15 protein-coding genes and 1 rRNA gene are annotated in these 13,964 nt (G+C 35.0%); 15 read left to right on the plus strand and 1 reads right to left on the minus strand.

The genetic code is table 11. From position 1 onward, the window contains the following. From ACJMLZ_RS06775 to ACJMLZ_RS06825, 11 genes are all read left to right on the plus strand, one after another. Nucleotides 1-597: hypothetical protein (locus tag ACJMLZ_RS06775; RefSeq protein WP_405304812.1), on the plus strand; the 597-nt coding region annotated here is incomplete at its 5' end. Nucleotides 598-654: 57 nt separating this feature from the next. Continuing rightward, nucleotides 655-1,122 carry a hypothetical protein gene (locus tag ACJMLZ_RS06780; RefSeq protein ID WP_405304814.1) on the plus strand — a complete coding sequence of 156 codons (468 nt, stop codon included), beginning with the start codon at nt 655-657 and terminating at the stop codon, nt 1,120-1,122. Between the two features lie 119 nt (nt 1,123-1,241). Then, complete coding sequence (gene nikR / locus ACJMLZ_RS06785; protein WP_405304816.1) at nt 1,242-1,691, plus strand: nickel-responsive transcriptional regulator NikR; 450 nt, start codon at nt 1,242-1,244, stop codon at nt 1,689-1,691. A gap of 17 nt (nt 1,692-1,708) precedes the next feature. Continuing rightward, nucleotides 1,709-2,479 carry a methyltransferase domain-containing protein gene (locus tag ACJMLZ_RS06790; RefSeq protein ID WP_405304818.1) on the plus strand — a complete coding sequence of 257 codons (771 nt, stop codon included), beginning with the start codon at nt 1,709-1,711 and terminating at the stop codon, nt 2,477-2,479. A gap of 12 nt (nt 2,480-2,491) precedes the next feature. Further along, a complete protein-coding gene (hycI, locus tag ACJMLZ_RS06795; RefSeq protein WP_405304820.1) occupies nt 2,492-2,977 on the plus strand; it encodes a hydrogenase maturation peptidase HycI in 486 nt (161 codons plus the stop codon). After that, nucleotides 2,974-4,068, plus strand: a complete 1,095-nt coding sequence (locus ACJMLZ_RS06800) for an acetyl-CoA carboxylase biotin carboxylase subunit family protein (RefSeq protein ID WP_405304822.1) — start codon at nt 2,974-2,976, stop codon at nt 4,066-4,068. The genes hycI and ACJMLZ_RS06800 overlap by 4 nt, the downstream gene beginning before the upstream one ends. Nucleotides 4,069-4,131: 63 nt before the next feature. Continuing rightward, nucleotides 4,132-5,214: a glycosyltransferase family 4 protein gene (locus tag ACJMLZ_RS06805; protein ID WP_405304824.1), complete on the plus strand. Its 1,083-nt coding sequence runs from the start codon at nt 4,132-4,134 to the stop codon at nt 5,212-5,214. A 23-nt stretch (nt 5,215-5,237) separates the two neighbouring features. Further along, the gene (locus ACJMLZ_RS06810; protein WP_405304826.1) at nt 5,238-6,668 is read left to right on the plus strand and encodes a Mur ligase family protein; all 1,431 of its coding nucleotides are present in this window, start codon (nt 5,238-5,240) and stop codon (nt 6,666-6,668) included. Nucleotides 6,669-6,744: 76 nt separating this feature from the next. Then, the gene (locus ACJMLZ_RS06815) at nt 6,745-7,194 is read left to right on the plus strand and encodes a hypothetical protein (protein WP_405304828.1); all 450 of its coding nucleotides are present in this window, start codon (nt 6,745-6,747) and stop codon (nt 7,192-7,194) included. A gap of 46 nt (nt 7,195-7,240) precedes the next feature. Next, on the plus strand, nt 7,241-8,455 hold the full coding sequence (locus tag ACJMLZ_RS06820; RefSeq protein WP_405304840.1) for a hypothetical protein: 1,215 nt from the start codon (nt 7,241-7,243) through the stop codon (nt 8,453-8,455). Between the two features lie 34 nt (nt 8,456-8,489). Beyond that, a complete protein-coding gene (locus ACJMLZ_RS06825; protein WP_405304830.1) occupies nt 8,490-8,924 on the plus strand; it encodes a DUF356 domain-containing protein in 435 nt (144 codons plus the stop codon). Here ACJMLZ_RS06825 and ACJMLZ_RS06830 read toward each other — a convergent pair whose 3' ends face one another. Further along, nucleotides 8,925-9,416, minus strand: coding sequence for a multiprotein bridging factor aMBF1 (locus tag ACJMLZ_RS06830; protein WP_405304832.1), 492 nt, complete (start codon nt 9,414-9,416; stop codon nt 8,925-8,927). A 162-nt stretch (nt 9,417-9,578) separates the two neighbouring features. On the opposite strand from ACJMLZ_RS06830, the gene ACJMLZ_RS06835 reads away from it, so the two are divergent. The 4 genes from ACJMLZ_RS06835 to ACJMLZ_RS06850 all read left to right on the plus strand — a co-directional run. After that, entirely contained in the window at nt 9,579-10,835 is a 1,257-nt protein-coding gene (locus tag ACJMLZ_RS06835) for a proteasome-activating nucleotidase (RefSeq protein ID WP_405304834.1), read from the plus strand. Nucleotides 10,836-10,966: 131 nt separating this feature from the next. After that, nucleotides 10,967-11,944, plus strand: a complete 978-nt coding sequence (locus tag ACJMLZ_RS06840) for a PH domain-containing protein (protein ID WP_405304836.1) — start codon at nt 10,967-10,969, stop codon at nt 11,942-11,944. A gap of 65 nt (nt 11,945-12,009) precedes the next feature. Further along, nucleotides 12,010-13,047 (plus strand): TIGR01177 family methyltransferase, encoded by a 1,038-nt coding sequence (locus tag ACJMLZ_RS06845; protein ID WP_405304838.1) that lies wholly within the window; start codon nt 12,010-12,012, stop codon nt 13,045-13,047. Between the two features lie 533 nt (nt 13,048-13,580). Next, nucleotides 13,581-13,964: ribosomal RNA gene (locus ACJMLZ_RS06850) — 16S ribosomal RNA — on the plus strand; the annotation flags it as partial.

The raw sequence follows: 13,964 nt of genomic DNA on the forward strand, positions 1-13,964 counted from the left end.
ATCGAAAATGCATTAAAAGTAAATGCGGATTATAAATTGAAGAATTCTAAATTTAATATAAAATCATTTGAAAAGGGCAGGGAAATAGTTTTCATTCAATATGTTGCAAATGTTGAAAACGAATTGGTTTTCCAAACCAAAGAGGAAAACGGCAAATATTATATTTCAAGCTCTTTTGAATTATTTATGGACAATATTATAAACGGAAATGTCTCAAGGGATGTTTTCCAATCAGTTGGCTCATATTACAGGGATGTTATTTCCAGTGAAGATGATTTTCACGAGGAAAAAGAGGAGTTAATTAAATTTTTGCTTTTAACAGAAGAATATGATGAAAAACAACTTCAGGAGGATTTGGATCCTGAAAAAATCCGTGAGGATTATAGAAATGATTATGACAGAATTTATGGGGATGAATCATTGAATAGGGTTCAAAAAAGTTTGGCATTAAAGGAATTGGTCCATATGTCAATCTGTCAGATAGTCAATGATATCGATTTGTTTTTTACAAGACCTTCCGATTTAACACCTGAAGAGGTTGCTGAAAAAAATAAACAGGAAGCAAAAGCCCTGGAAAATGAATTGCAATTGTCTTAAATCGTTCATTTTTCAACTAAAATTTTAAGTATTAGATGAAATATAGATATTGATTATATGATTACCATTACTAAAAATGAGGAAGTTGTCCTAAATCAAGTCAAGATTTTTGCAATAGAATATCCTGATGGAATTCCTCTCAACGTTCTGAGAAAGGATTTGGGTTTTCATGAATATGACTTGGTTCAAATTTTAGGGGAACTTGAGGATAAGGAGCTGATTATCTTTAAAGACAATAAGATTTCTTTATCCGAGCACGAAAAGGAAATTAATACCGTCAATTCTAAAAAGGATGTTGAGGAGTTGGAGTTGAATATGAAGGAAATGGAATCATATAAACTAATTCAGGAACTGGTTGACGATAAGAATGTCATATCCAAATATACTCTTGAAGGACATCTATTGTATGGTGACTTAAAATTGTCTAATTTTAGAATGTATCACATTATTTTATCTTTACAGAACAAGGGACTCTTGAAATCCATAAATAAGGATGATGGGGAGTATTATCTGCTTGTAGAGTAATATTTTTTCTGTTTTTCATAATAATTAAGTAATATTTTTTTTATATTTAATCATAATATTTATATAACTAGAAAATTAGATATTTAAATATATATTTAACATTATGATGTGGTTTTTATATGATGAGAATAAGTATGTCTTTACCTAAAAAATTATTGGCAGATTTCGATGAAGTACTGAAAGAGAGGGGATACCAGTCACGTTCAAAAGGAATTCGTGATGCACTTCAAGACTATATTGTAAGATATCAGTGGATGAATTCCATGGAAGGACAAAGAATAGGTATTGTAACAATTATCTACGACCACCACTATACAGGGGTCATGGAAAACCTTGCTGAAATCCAACACAGTTTCAGAAATGAGATTAACACCAGTATGCATATTCACATGACTGACAAGTATTGTATGGAAATTGTAGTGGTAAATGGTGATATCGCTGAGATTCGTGAGTTGACTGAAAGAATCATGAGACTAAAAGGTGTTGAACACGTAAAACTCACAAGTACTGCTAATGGAGAAGAATTTAGTGAACCGGGACACACACATGACCACTCCCACTCCCACTAATCTTTATTATTTTTTTCATGAAATTCAAAACAACTCCGTATCATTCTGATTTATTAAAAGATCAGGAAAGATTGGCCAGTTTTTACAATGCCATTCTGGAATATGATTCAGATAACGAATTGGCATATGATTTAGGCTGCGGCAGCGGAGTTTTGTCTTATTTTTTAAGCCCTTATTTTGAAGAGATTATCGCACTGGAAGTGAGCTTGAAAGCAGCGCAATGCGCCAGGCAAAATTTATCAGACTTCCAAAATGTTGAAGTGGTAAACAGTGATGTTTTAAGTTACGATTTCACAAAAAAAGCCGATTTGATAGTTTGTGAAATGATGGATACCGCTTTGATAGATGAGGAGCAGATTCCTGTCCTCAGGCATGCCAAAAAATTCCTCAAGCAAAACGGCACTATAATTCCCAAGGGCATTATCAACACGGCTGAACTAGTCTATATGGAAAGGGATAATGTTCACTGGGATGAGGACGGCGCAAAATATGAAGAATTTTCAAACCCTAAAGTTTATTCGGAATTTGATTTTTTAGATGATATTGACCCTGAATTTGAAGGGATTATTTCAATTGAGGCCAAAATGGAAGGGGTAGTCAACGGTTTAAAGATCACGACTTTTGTGCTGCTTAATGATGATATTGTATGCGGACCGACTCCCATGCTGAATCCTCCTTTATTAATCCCATTGGATGAGAGATTTGTGAAGAGCAATGAATTTATAAATGTTAAATTAAAATATATTATGGGAAAAGGGATTGAAAGTATTAAAACGGAATATGTGTAAGGTGAAAAAACGATGTCTTTTGAATCTCAGCTGGAGGATTTCCTTGCTGATTGCAGTAAATTGATAGTCCTAGGTGTGGGAAATGAGCTTAAATGTGATGATGGTGTAGGGCCATTCATTATTAAAAGATTAAAAGAAGATGGCATTGAAAATAAAAAAAGCCTATTGTTTATTAATGCTGAAACTGTCCCTGAAAACTTCACAGGCAAAATCAGAAAAGAAAAACCGACTCACCTGATTATTGTTGATGCATGTTTGATGGGTGGCAAGCCGGGTGATATTAGAATTGTGGATAAGCATGATTTTGCAAACATAGGCATTTCAACACATTCCATGTCATTATCGTTCTTTGTAAGATATCTGGAAAAGGATACTGATTTTGGAATAATTTTCATAGGTATTGAACCTGAATCAATGGATTATTCCGAAAATTTAACGGAAAATGTTGAAAAAACGGCTTATGAATTTATCGATGTATTAAAGGGAATAATATTATGAAATTGTTGTTTATAGGATCAAGATTATATGATGATATTGATTGGTATGTTAGAAGTAAAGGAATAGAAAGCGTACTTACAGAATCCAATGAAGATGCCATTAACCTGGATTTGCCTGACCAGGTATTCATTGTTCCTCGGGGTATGGACGGGCCAAAACAGGTTGCATTAATGCAAAAGGTCGATGCCATCGTTCCGCTGATTGGTATTGATCCTCCGTTAATTGACGTTGCTCACATGAAAGAAGAAGTTGAGGAGGAATATGGAATTCCCGTAATTGCGGCAGGCGTGAGGGCAGTTGAGTTAACATCAAATAAGATTAAAACTAAGGAATTTTACACAGAAATTGACGTACCTACTCCGGAATACCAAATTTTAAATAGTCCCGATGAGCTTGAACTGGAGTTCCCGGTTGTCTTAAAGCAAGGTGCCGGACAAGGCGGAAAGGATATCAAAATTGCCAAATCGATTGAAGATGTGAACGAATACTTTGATGAATTCAATCAGGCATTGTGCGAAAAATTTGTTGAAGGATCAGAAATTTCAATTGAGGTATTGGGTTTCAATGGAGAATATGTCGCATTGCCTCCTATTTATAAAGGAGAGACAACTTTGGAGGGAACACATCCTCTTAATAAGGTCAAAACTGGGCCTTGCATGATTGAAGGTTTGGACAACAATCTAGTTCAGCATACTGCATATAAGGTTGCTAAAAACCTGGCTTCCGACGGAATTTTTGAAATGGATTTCATGTTTTCAAAAGAGAATAACCAGCTATATGCGATTGAAGTCAATACTCGTCCTAACGGCACAAGATATCTGACAACAGCCACTTGCGGCATCAATTCATTATGCGAGTTGGTCAATATGGCAACTGGTGAATTTTCAACAGCTAACGTTTTCAACAATCTTGAGTATTACTATTCTACAGAAATTCCAATAGGAAATTATGAAGGTCCCGCCCCAAAAGAACCTGTAAAATCTTTTGAATGCAATGATTTTGTTGTTCATGGTCCTGAAGGTTATCAGAGAGTAACTGCAAGAGCCACTTCCAAAGAAGGACTAGAAAAATTAGTTGAAAAATTAATGTAATTTGTGTTATAAGTTATAATTATATACTATTATTAATAGATTTTATAGTATAATCTAGATTTATTGTGTGGTATGATGATTAATACAGATATGTTAATTCTTTTTTTAATAACATTATGCGCTACAATATTCTTCACATTTTATGTTAGAAGGATATTGCTGAAAGCAAGGATTGCGGATAATCCTATAGTAAGTGAACATAGGCATAAGAGCGGTACTCCAACTATGGGTGGTATTGCATTCTTATTTACAATTTCCTTTGTCATTTCTCTTTATTATCAGAATACTCCAATTCTGATTGTTTCGTTTATAATGCTTTCCGGAGGTATTGTGGGTTTAGTGGACGATCTAATTGGTCTTAAAATTAAAGAGGTTCAAAAGATTGTTGTAAATGTTTCCGATGATGTCATTACTTTGGGAAGGTTGGACGTTGAGCCTGGTGAGGAAGTTCGTGTTGCAACTCCAAAGGCAAAAGCTGAAGTTGATGACCTGCTTAAATTGGGTAAAGTGAAGGTCATTGGTGAAGTTCCAATCAAAACTGAACCCGGCGAATTGGAAAAAATCATATGCCAAATTGTTTTGGGATTATTCTTAGGATTAACAGGTGTTGTGACAACTATAGGTGGCTTTGAATTAGGTATATTTGCCATTCCTGTTGTTGTAATCGCTATTTTGGGTTGTATTAATTCCGTTAATTTGATTGATGGTATGGATGGTCTTGCAGCAGGTATTGTGGGCATTGCTTCCATTGCATGTTGTGTATATGGATATCTATTTGGGCCTGTAAGCATTATTCCCCCATTTTTAATTTTATCAGGATTATGTCTGGGATTTTTAGTTTTCAACAAATATCCTGCTTCAATATTTATGGGAGATACCGGTTCGTTTGTATTGGGAACAGGTTATGCAGCAGCCGTTTTAATTGGAGATATTCCATATTTTGGTGTTCTTGCATTGGGAGTTCCTATTATTTCAGTCGTTGTTAGTTTGCTGCACAGGGCACACATTATCAAATTGCCGGTCGAACCGCTACATCACACATTAAATCATTATGGTATGTCCGAAACAAGAATCGTATTTAGCTATTGGGCAATTACAGTATTGTTATGTGTAATAGGAATTCTTGTTAAGATGTACTTATTTTAATTTTCTTTTTTTAGGGTGATTGTATGGATATTAACGATTTGGCAAATGCTGTAAACGGGAAACTTATAGGCAATGATGAATTTTTTTCTATTGATGGGTTCACAGGCAAGTTTACATTTTTAAATGATGCGCATACCGGAGATATTGTTATAAGGCATTGGGTCAATGATGTAGGTGTTGAGATAGCCTTTGATAAGAATATTGCATGTCTTATTACTCAAACTCCAAAAGACGGTGCAATTGAACTGGCTGAAAAATTAAATTTCCCGTTAATAATCACTGATAAGATAGAATTGGCCAATGCATTTGCACTTTCACATACCATCCGGAAGTTTTCTCAGAATTCCACTAATGTTGTAATTACAGGAACTAATGGCAAATCCACAACATCCCACTTGATTTATCATATTTTAAAAAATGCTGGATATCATGTACTTACAAACACTGACAGCGAATCAGAATTCAATACATTAATAGATCCTATGGTTTCCAAATTAATATCTGATGAAGTGTTGAGCAACGGGGAGTTGGATTATCTTGTTATTGAAGTGTCTGAAGTTCAGGGATGGCTGGGCAAGCTCATGGAAAATCATGCCGCCTTGATGAGTAAAGCTGTAGGACCTAAAGTTGGGGTTATAACTAATATTGCAATGGACCACATAGGTCTTGTAAATTCTATTGATGATGTTTTTGATGAGATCAAAGCGGTTCCCGAGGCTATTGGTGATGGAATTTGCGTGTTGAATTATGATGATGAGTTGGTAATGAAATTGGATGCTAAAAACCCATTTTTCACATCAATGCATAAAATCGATGAAGATAATTCCGTTTATTATGATGGTGAATCCATTGTTTATAGAGGGGATATTATCTTGAGGAATAGTGAATTGCCATTCAACAGTTATCATTTTGTTCAGAATATCTTGTCAGCTGTTGGGGCCTGCATCTCACTTGGAATAAATATGCTTGATATAATTGACGGTGTTAAATCATATAAGGCATTAAATAGGCGTTTTGCCAAATTGAATGATGAACCTTTAATTTTGGATGATTTTGCACATAATCCTGATGGAATCAAGGCAACAATCTCTGAAACCATCAAAATGCTTCCTGAAAATCAAACTTTATATGTGGTATGTTCCATTAGGGGGTCAAGAGGTGTTGAAATAAATAAACTGAATGTGGAGGCCCTTGTCGAGTCAATGGATGATAGAATCAAGTTGGTTTTATCTTCAAGCAATGATGTTGTCAACGATTTGAACTTTGTTGAAGATGAGGAAAGGGAAGTGTTTTTCAATACATTGGATGAAAACAATGTCAAATTCATTCATTATGATACTCTCAAAGAGTGTTTGGCCGAAACTTATAAGAAAGCTGGTGAAAAGGATATTATTTTATTGATTGGGGCTCAAGGAATGGATCCTGCTGAATCACTGTTAAAGGATATAATATAAATTTAAATATTATATTAATTTAATATAATAAATGTATAATTTATCTCAATTGAATTTTAGATAAAGAGGATATAAAATGTTTATAAAGATTAGAAGAGACACATTAATTATTTTATTATTGGCGTTTATTTTAATTGGTTGTGGTCGTTTAGTTACTTATGTTGCATATGCATCTTCTAGTGATATAAATGACGGTATCCCTATTTCCGGAGTTATTATTAAAGGAAATGACATTGTTCCAGTAGATACAATTAGGGCAAATGTAATGCAGGCCGGTTTTAGGGATGGCAGTGTTATTTATGGGGATATTTTAAAAACATCCATCAGGGAAGTTTCCCTGCAAGATGCTATTCAAACGGCACAGGAGTTCGCCACACAGTCAACGGTTCCGGGTACTTCCATTACTCCTATTACAGCTGCCGACGTACAGGTTGATAAAAACACCGGTGTTGTCACTGTAACAGTTATTGAAGACTTCTCATCTGTTGAACTTGAAAACAAATCAATTACCGGTGCGGGTGGATAAATTGAATAAACTTAAAGTTTCAATTGTTTTTTTAATAATATTTTTAATGACTATGAGTAGCGTTGCAGCTACATGTAACATTTTAATTATTACAGACCCGTCAGGTAAGGATCCCAACGGTGCTGCTGCAGGAAGTATGTCCTTTGCAGAAAACATGTTTCAATCAACATTTATAATGTCTAAGAATAATCAGTTTGCCGTACTCTCAGGGGGTACAGGTAGTTCAGACACCAGGCTGGATTCTATTATTGATGCAATTGCCAGTTTAAATAATAATGTATCCGCAGCTTCTGCGGCATCTATCGCATCCCAATATGAGGGGGCTCGTCTTCTTGTTGGCGGTCCGAATATAGGGGCGGCAATAGGTGGGTCATTTGATGCTTATGTAATTACTGTCGATGATGCAAGCAATGAAATCAAGGTTACTCCTTATAGCAGTGGTGTTGCTACTTTAGAGCCGGGCCAAAAAGGAGCCATTATTCACTTGAGGAATACAAATGGAAATCCAATGTATGGTACTGCTGATAGTGTACGTAAGGAAGTCGCTATGAATATCGGAAAAATGATTAGGGACGGTTATCCTGCAACCACTATTTTATCCGAATCATTAGGTCAGGTGGCAAATGATTCAGGTGAAAAATACGGTGGTGGTGGAGTAAATTTAATTTCAGGTATCTCAACTGGGGACATGTTTACTCCTCAAGACATGAATAAGACAGGTTATGCGATGAATGAAGAGTATTCAAAAGCTTGCCAAGAATGTGATTGGTCAATGGGATATCCTGCATCAGAAGCATACGGCAGGTGTCCTGTTTGTGGTGGAGAACTCAAAACAGTTTATGCATATCAGGCTTTAGGCAATGCATTAACTGTCAGTTCAAAATCTGTCAGTGTTTCCGTTTATGGAACTGATAAGCCAGGGGTCGCATCAACTACAAAAGAAATTGTTGAAGCATCTGTTGCCAAAAATGGTTATGATGCATCTGCAATTGCAGGTTCAATAAATAGAGCTATTAATAATGGATTGTTAGTTGGTGTTGATCATGTTGAACCTAAAGATTTAAATGTAAAACAGAGTTCAAAGGCAGTTGGTGTTTATTATAGTGCACTTCCTGGCGAAAAATCGTCTCCTTCATGGGATTTGCCTATTGATGGAAATATCCTGAATATTTTAGGAAGCATTCAAACGGTAATCGGAATTATTCTGATTTTACTGGTCATATTTAGAAGCAGATTATTGAAATCTTTCCAAAGCAGGTGATTTCTCACCTATTTTTTTTATTGGGGATATTATTATGGCATTAATTTTAATAAGGGGAGAAAATAATTCAAAGTTACTTAATGCAATATCAGATATGGAAAGGCACGGCAATTTAAATTTAGTTACACAGCCTAAAGCTATCGATGCCGAGTTTGCGGACTCATTGGTTGAAAGTATTCTAAACTCCAAGCTCAGAACAAAATCAAATGTAGCAACCGCTTTTTTTGTAAGGGAAGATACAACATTAAGTATTATCCAAGTAAAAAAAATTCATCCCCCAGCCCATGTTGTGGTTGTCAGCAATGAATATGATGAATATAATAAATTAAAAAATTTATTGGACGACTCTCCTAATTTCCGGGGGTATCATTCTCATAAAGCAAAAAATGATGGGATGATTGATTATACAATTCAAGGAAAGCAAAGACATATAAAAAATGAGAAACTGAATAGCTATATTAAAAAATAGCTATTTCCTTTTGATTTTCATTACACTACCTAATGTGCGTTCACCTGATGAACTGGAAATGAACTGATTCAAATCAACGTTATTTACTTTTTCAAGCAATTTGATGTTTAATGCTTTTTCTAATTTTTTTGTAAGTTTGTTGTCAGGTGTCATTTTCCCGGTTTCAATTCTTGTTATGACTGAAACCCTTTCATTGATTTTTTTACCTAAATCTTCTCTAGACCAATTTTTCGCTTCCCTTGCGTTTCTTACAGCCATTTCAAAGTCTTCAATCAACTCTTCTGTAGGTTCATCATTTCTAGAATAACTTTTATTTCTGGTGGGGTTTGACTTTTTAGATTTATCCTGTTTTCTAAATTTTGGTTTAGGAGGTGCTTTTTGAATTGTTCCTAGTTTTGAGCACTCTTTACAAACAACCATTACTGATCCTTCAATTTTTGCCCTGATTGGATTATGTTCTGGTACTTCTTTACCACAGATTTCGCATTCCATATTAATCAGTTTTCCTTATTTTGTTAATTAATTATATGCATATAATACTTTAAATAATATTTGTTGGTTTCAATTCAAATGAATACATTTAAATATTTAAAGTTACTAATTGTTATTAAAGTAACAAAATGTAGAATTTAAAACTAACTGGAGTTGATTCACATGGATAATTTTGACGATTTGGAAAATTCTTCTAAAGAACAATTAATTGAAAAAGTTGAATCTCTTAAACAAGAAGTTAATTACTTGAAAGAAGAAAAATCCAAAGCAAAAAGCAACCTAATGTGGAAAGTTAGGAAATTAGAAAAGGATAAAGTCCTAATTGAAAATGAAAAGATTAGATTAGAAAGAGAAACTAAATCTCTACGCTCAGAGGTGGATAGATTCAGATCTCCTCCTTTAGTATTAGCAACAATCACTGAAGTTTTAGACGATTATAGAATGACTGTTAAAAGTAGTACAGGACCTAGCTTCCTTGTCAATTATTCAAAATTCTTAGATGAAAAATTATTGGTTCCAGGTTCCAGAGTGGCACTAAACCAACAAACCTTTGGAATTGTGGAAGTTTTACCATCTGAAAAGGATGCAAATGTTTCCGGAATGGAAATCGAAACCAAACCTGACATTACATACGAAAAGATTGGCGGTCTTGAAGAACAGATTATTGAAGTTAAGGAAACTGTTGAACTGCCTTTAACCGAACCGGAATTGTTTGAAAAGGTTGGTATCGAACCTCCTAAAGGAATATTGTTGTATGGTCCTCCGGGAACCGGTAAAACTTTGCTTGCAAAAGCCGTAGCTAACGAAACCAATGCAACATTTATTAAGATTGTAGCATCAGAATTTGTTAAAAAATACATAGGAGAAGGGGCAAGGCTCGTTCGTGAAGTATTTGAATTGGCTAAAGAAAAAGCACCTGCAATCATATTTATAGATGAACTTGATGCAGTTGCCGCTAAAAGGCTTAAAAGTTCCACCAGTGGTGACAGGGAAGTTCAACGTACATTAATGCAGCTGCTTGCTGAACTTGACGGTTTCGAATCAAGAGGAGATATTGGAATTATTGGTGCAACCAATAGGCCGGATATCTTGGACCCTGCATTGTTGCGTCCTGGCCGTTTTGACAGATTCATTGAAGTTCCTCTTCCAAATGTTGACGGAAGAAGGGAAATTCTTAAAATCCATACCAAAAACATGTCACTCGATGAAGAGGCGGACATTGATATTCTCGCCGATTTGACTGACGGTCTTTCAGGAGCGGACCTCAAAGCCGTTTGTACTGAAGCAGGTATGTTTGCAATTCGTGAAAAACGTGACAAGATTACTGTAGCTGACTTTATGGATGCTATTGATAAGGTAATGAGCAAATCTAAAGAAGACGAATTGTTCAAAACAGAAGCCGGCGTGATGTTTGGTTAATTTCATATACAATAAGCCGATGATGAACCCTATGAGCTCTGATTAGTGATGAATGATGGGCGAGCTGAGGCTTATTTTTTTAATCTTTTTTTGTAAAACTTTATTTAAAAGAAATTCTAATAATATAAATTATGTTATTCGATAAAAATGATGATATAACAAATGAGAGAATTCTTTATAATGCAAAACCGAATATGGTTTTTGGATGTAAAAAAGCTATTTACGGTGTTGTTTTATTAGCTATTGTCTTAATGGTTTCACCGATGTTCATTAGATTCGTTGGTGAAATGCAAGTTTATTTGATATCTCGCATTAACCTTCCGTTAACAAGATATGCGGCAATAGCCTTTTTTGTTGTCATTCTTTTTATTATAATTTACATTATCTGGCAACTTTTGGGATGGTATTCAAAGGAATATACCTTAACCGATTCAAGAGTCATTATCAAATCAGGGGTATTGTCCACCAAGAAAAATTATATGCCCTATGCCAGAATTCAAGATATTAATACTTCTCAAAGCATTATTGCAAGATTGTTTGGAATCGGATCAATTAACCTGTTCAGCGCCTATGACAATAACCAGCTTGAACTGTCCAACATCAGCAATCCTTCCAAGGTTGAGGAAATTATCTTTTCCCACATGGTAAATTCAAGGGTTTACAGCGAGCCTCAAAATGCATTTCCCAGACATAACTCATCTTTTGAAAGGAATTTCCAATCCAATGATGATTATTTGGGAAGAAACGAATATTATGATGAATTTGAACCGATTACACCTATTTGGCGTGAAAATGATACTTCCAGAAGGGAATATGAGTATTATCCTGAAGATTTGGGCTATAATGATGAACGCTACAACAGGTATGAATATGAACCTTATGATGACAATTCCATAAGGTTCGAAGGAGCTTCAGGCTCCTATCAAAATGATGGTTATTTTAATCAAGTGGCTGACGAATATTCATATGACAACGGGCAAAGCTATCAGAATAATGAACCTGAAATTCTTTATAATGAAAGTATCGGAAATGTTGCACAGGATGAACCGAAGGATATGGAATCCAGTGAAAAAGTTATCAGAAGACATTTCGACAAGTTCAAAAAATAGGTTCGGCTATTCATTGCCTTCAACGGTTTAAAAAAATGGAAATTTTTTGTTTTTAGGTGAAGTACATGGAATTATTATGCATACAATCTCAGGAACACCCTCAATTGCCCATAGCTGAGCTCAAAGCGGTTATGGATTGTGAAAATATTGATGCGAATATCGGTGTTATCACAGAGGGATTGGTTATTTTAAGAGATATTGATTCTAAAAAATGTGGAGATTATTATAGGATTCTCACTAAAAGATTAGGATATACTCATGAAGTTCACGAGATTATAATCACTTCATCTATTGAAGGGTTAAATGGCGATGTATCTTCAGTCGACTGGTCACGCTATATCGATGAAACATTTGCCGTAAGGGTAAAAAGATTCCATTCAGATATTGACACGGTTGCAACCGAAAGAAAGATAGGCTCTTTGATTTTGGAAAACTGTGATAATATTAAGGTCAATCTCAAAAAACCGAAATCACTGGTTCGTGTTGTTGCATTTGAAGACATTGTATATGTGGCCATTGAAAAAATCAAATTAGACAAAAAGCATTTTGAAGAGACAAAACCTCATAAAAGGCCGTTTTTTTATCCAGGCTCCATGAGTCCAAAGCTGGCAAGATGCATGGTCAATCTGGCCAGAGTCAAAGAGGGACAATTGGTCCTTGATCCATTTTGCGGAACCGGTGGAATTTTAATCGAAGCCGGACTTATCGGATGCAAGGTTGTCGGTTCGGATATTTACTGGAAAATGAAAAACGGAACAGCCATTAATTTGGAGCACTACGGCATTACAGATTACCGAACGTTCAATCTCGATGTTCGTGAACTTAAGATGTATGAAAAGGTTGCGGCGGTTGTCACTGATCCTCCTTATGGAATTTCCACCACTACTGGGGATGTCGATGGGGAAAATATCATCAAAGAATTTTATAAGTCAATATATGATAATATGAGGGATGACGCCTATTTGTGTATGGCCAGTCCTCACTTTATTGATTTAAAACCGATGGTTGATGAGGTAGGCTTTGAGATTGTTGAGCAATATGGAATTAAGATGCATAGGAGTTTAACTAGAATTATCTCAGTTATACGAAAAAAACTTGAGTAATATATACTAAACAGTTACATTTATATATGAGAACATAAAACTTGCCTCTAAATTGCCCTAAAACTTATGAATTATTTTTTTATTTATTTATTTCATCTAAAACTTTTTTTTATTTTGTTTTTTCCAGTTTTAAAAAATTTTTTTTATAAAATTAATTTTAATTTTTGTTTTTTACTATTAACCATCAATAAATCTTTATTTTTTATTAAATTTTATTAAAATTATTTTTTATAATTTTTTAATATACTTTGCAATATTTTTTAATTGATTTTGTTAATAAAATTTCTTTGCCTATTAGATGTGCTATGTGTTTTATGGCGATGACCTAAGTTTTATTGTATAGTACAATCTTAACTATGATGGTTGCTTTTCCGCATGTAGCTATACATTTGTGAGTACTTGAATTTTCTCAAGTATGATGTTGGTTTTGTAGTATGTGGTGAATTAGTTACAAACTAGTTTAGTGTAATACTCGTCTATATTTTTAGCGTACTTCATAATACTTTATACTTTATTATGTCTGTTATGTTTCAATTCTGTTTGATCCTGGCAGATGTTACTGCTATTGGGATTCGATTAAGCCATGCAAGTCGAACGAGTTTAGGCTCGTGGCGTACGGCTCAGTAACACGTGGATAATCTACCCTTAGGACCGGGATAACCCTGGGAAACTGGGGATAATACTGGATAGGCAATTATTCCTGTAATGGTTTTTTGTTTAAATGTTTTTTCGCCAAAGGATGGGTCTGCGGCCGATTAGGTAGTTGGTTAGGTAAAGGCTTACCAAGCCGTTGATCGGTACGGGTTGTGAGAGCAAGAGCCCGGAGATGGAACCTGAGACAAGGTTCCAGGCCCTACGGGGTGCAGCAGGCGCGAAACCTCCGCAATGTGAGAAATCGCGACGGGGGGATCCCAAGT

It is taken from the genome of Methanobrevibacter sp. (assembly GCF_045126245.1).
Lineage (GTDB): Archaea > Methanobacteriota > Methanobacteria > Methanobacteriales > Methanobacteriaceae > Methanocatella.

Bases quoted from the DNA above. Each gene is read 5' to 3' on its own strand.
- ACJMLZ_RS06780 (WP_405304814.1), top strand. From the start codon at position 655: ATGATTACCATTACTAAAAATGAGGAAGTTGTCCTAAATCAAGTCAAG.
- nikR (WP_405304816.1), top strand. From the start codon at position 1,242: ATGATGAGAATAAGTATGTCTTTACCTAAAAAATTATTGGCAGATTTC.
- ACJMLZ_RS06790 (WP_405304818.1), top strand. From the start codon at position 1,709: ATGAAATTCAAAACAACTCCGTATCATTCTGATTTATTAAAAGATCAG.
- hycI (WP_405304820.1), top strand. From the start codon at position 2,492: ATGTCTTTTGAATCTCAGCTGGAGGATTTCCTTGCTGATTGCAGTAAA.
- ACJMLZ_RS06800 (WP_405304822.1), top strand. From the start codon at position 2,974: ATGAAATTGTTGTTTATAGGATCAAGATTATATGATGATATTGATTGG.
- ACJMLZ_RS06810 (WP_405304826.1), top strand. From the start codon at position 5,238: ATGGATATTAACGATTTGGCAAATGCTGTAAACGGGAAACTTATAGGC.
- ACJMLZ_RS06815 (WP_405304828.1), top strand. From the start codon at position 6,745: ATGTTTATAAAGATTAGAAGAGACACATTAATTATTTTATTATTGGCG.
- ACJMLZ_RS06820 (WP_405304840.1), top strand. From the start codon at position 7,241: ATGACTATGAGTAGCGTTGCAGCTACATGTAACATTTTAATTATTACA.
- ACJMLZ_RS06825 (WP_405304830.1), top strand. From the start codon at position 8,490: ATGGCATTAATTTTAATAAGGGGAGAAAATAATTCAAAGTTACTTAAT.
- ACJMLZ_RS06830 (WP_405304832.1), bottom strand. From the start codon at position 9,416: ATGGAATGCGAAATCTGTGGTAAAGAAGTACCAGAACATAATCCAATC.
- ACJMLZ_RS06835 (WP_405304834.1), top strand. From the start codon at position 9,579: ATGGATAATTTTGACGATTTGGAAAATTCTTCTAAAGAACAATTAATT.
- ACJMLZ_RS06840 (WP_405304836.1), top strand. From the start codon at position 10,967: ATGTTATTCGATAAAAATGATGATATAACAAATGAGAGAATTCTTTAT.
- ACJMLZ_RS06845 (WP_405304838.1), top strand. From the start codon at position 12,010: ATGGAATTATTATGCATACAATCTCAGGAACACCCTCAATTGCCCATA.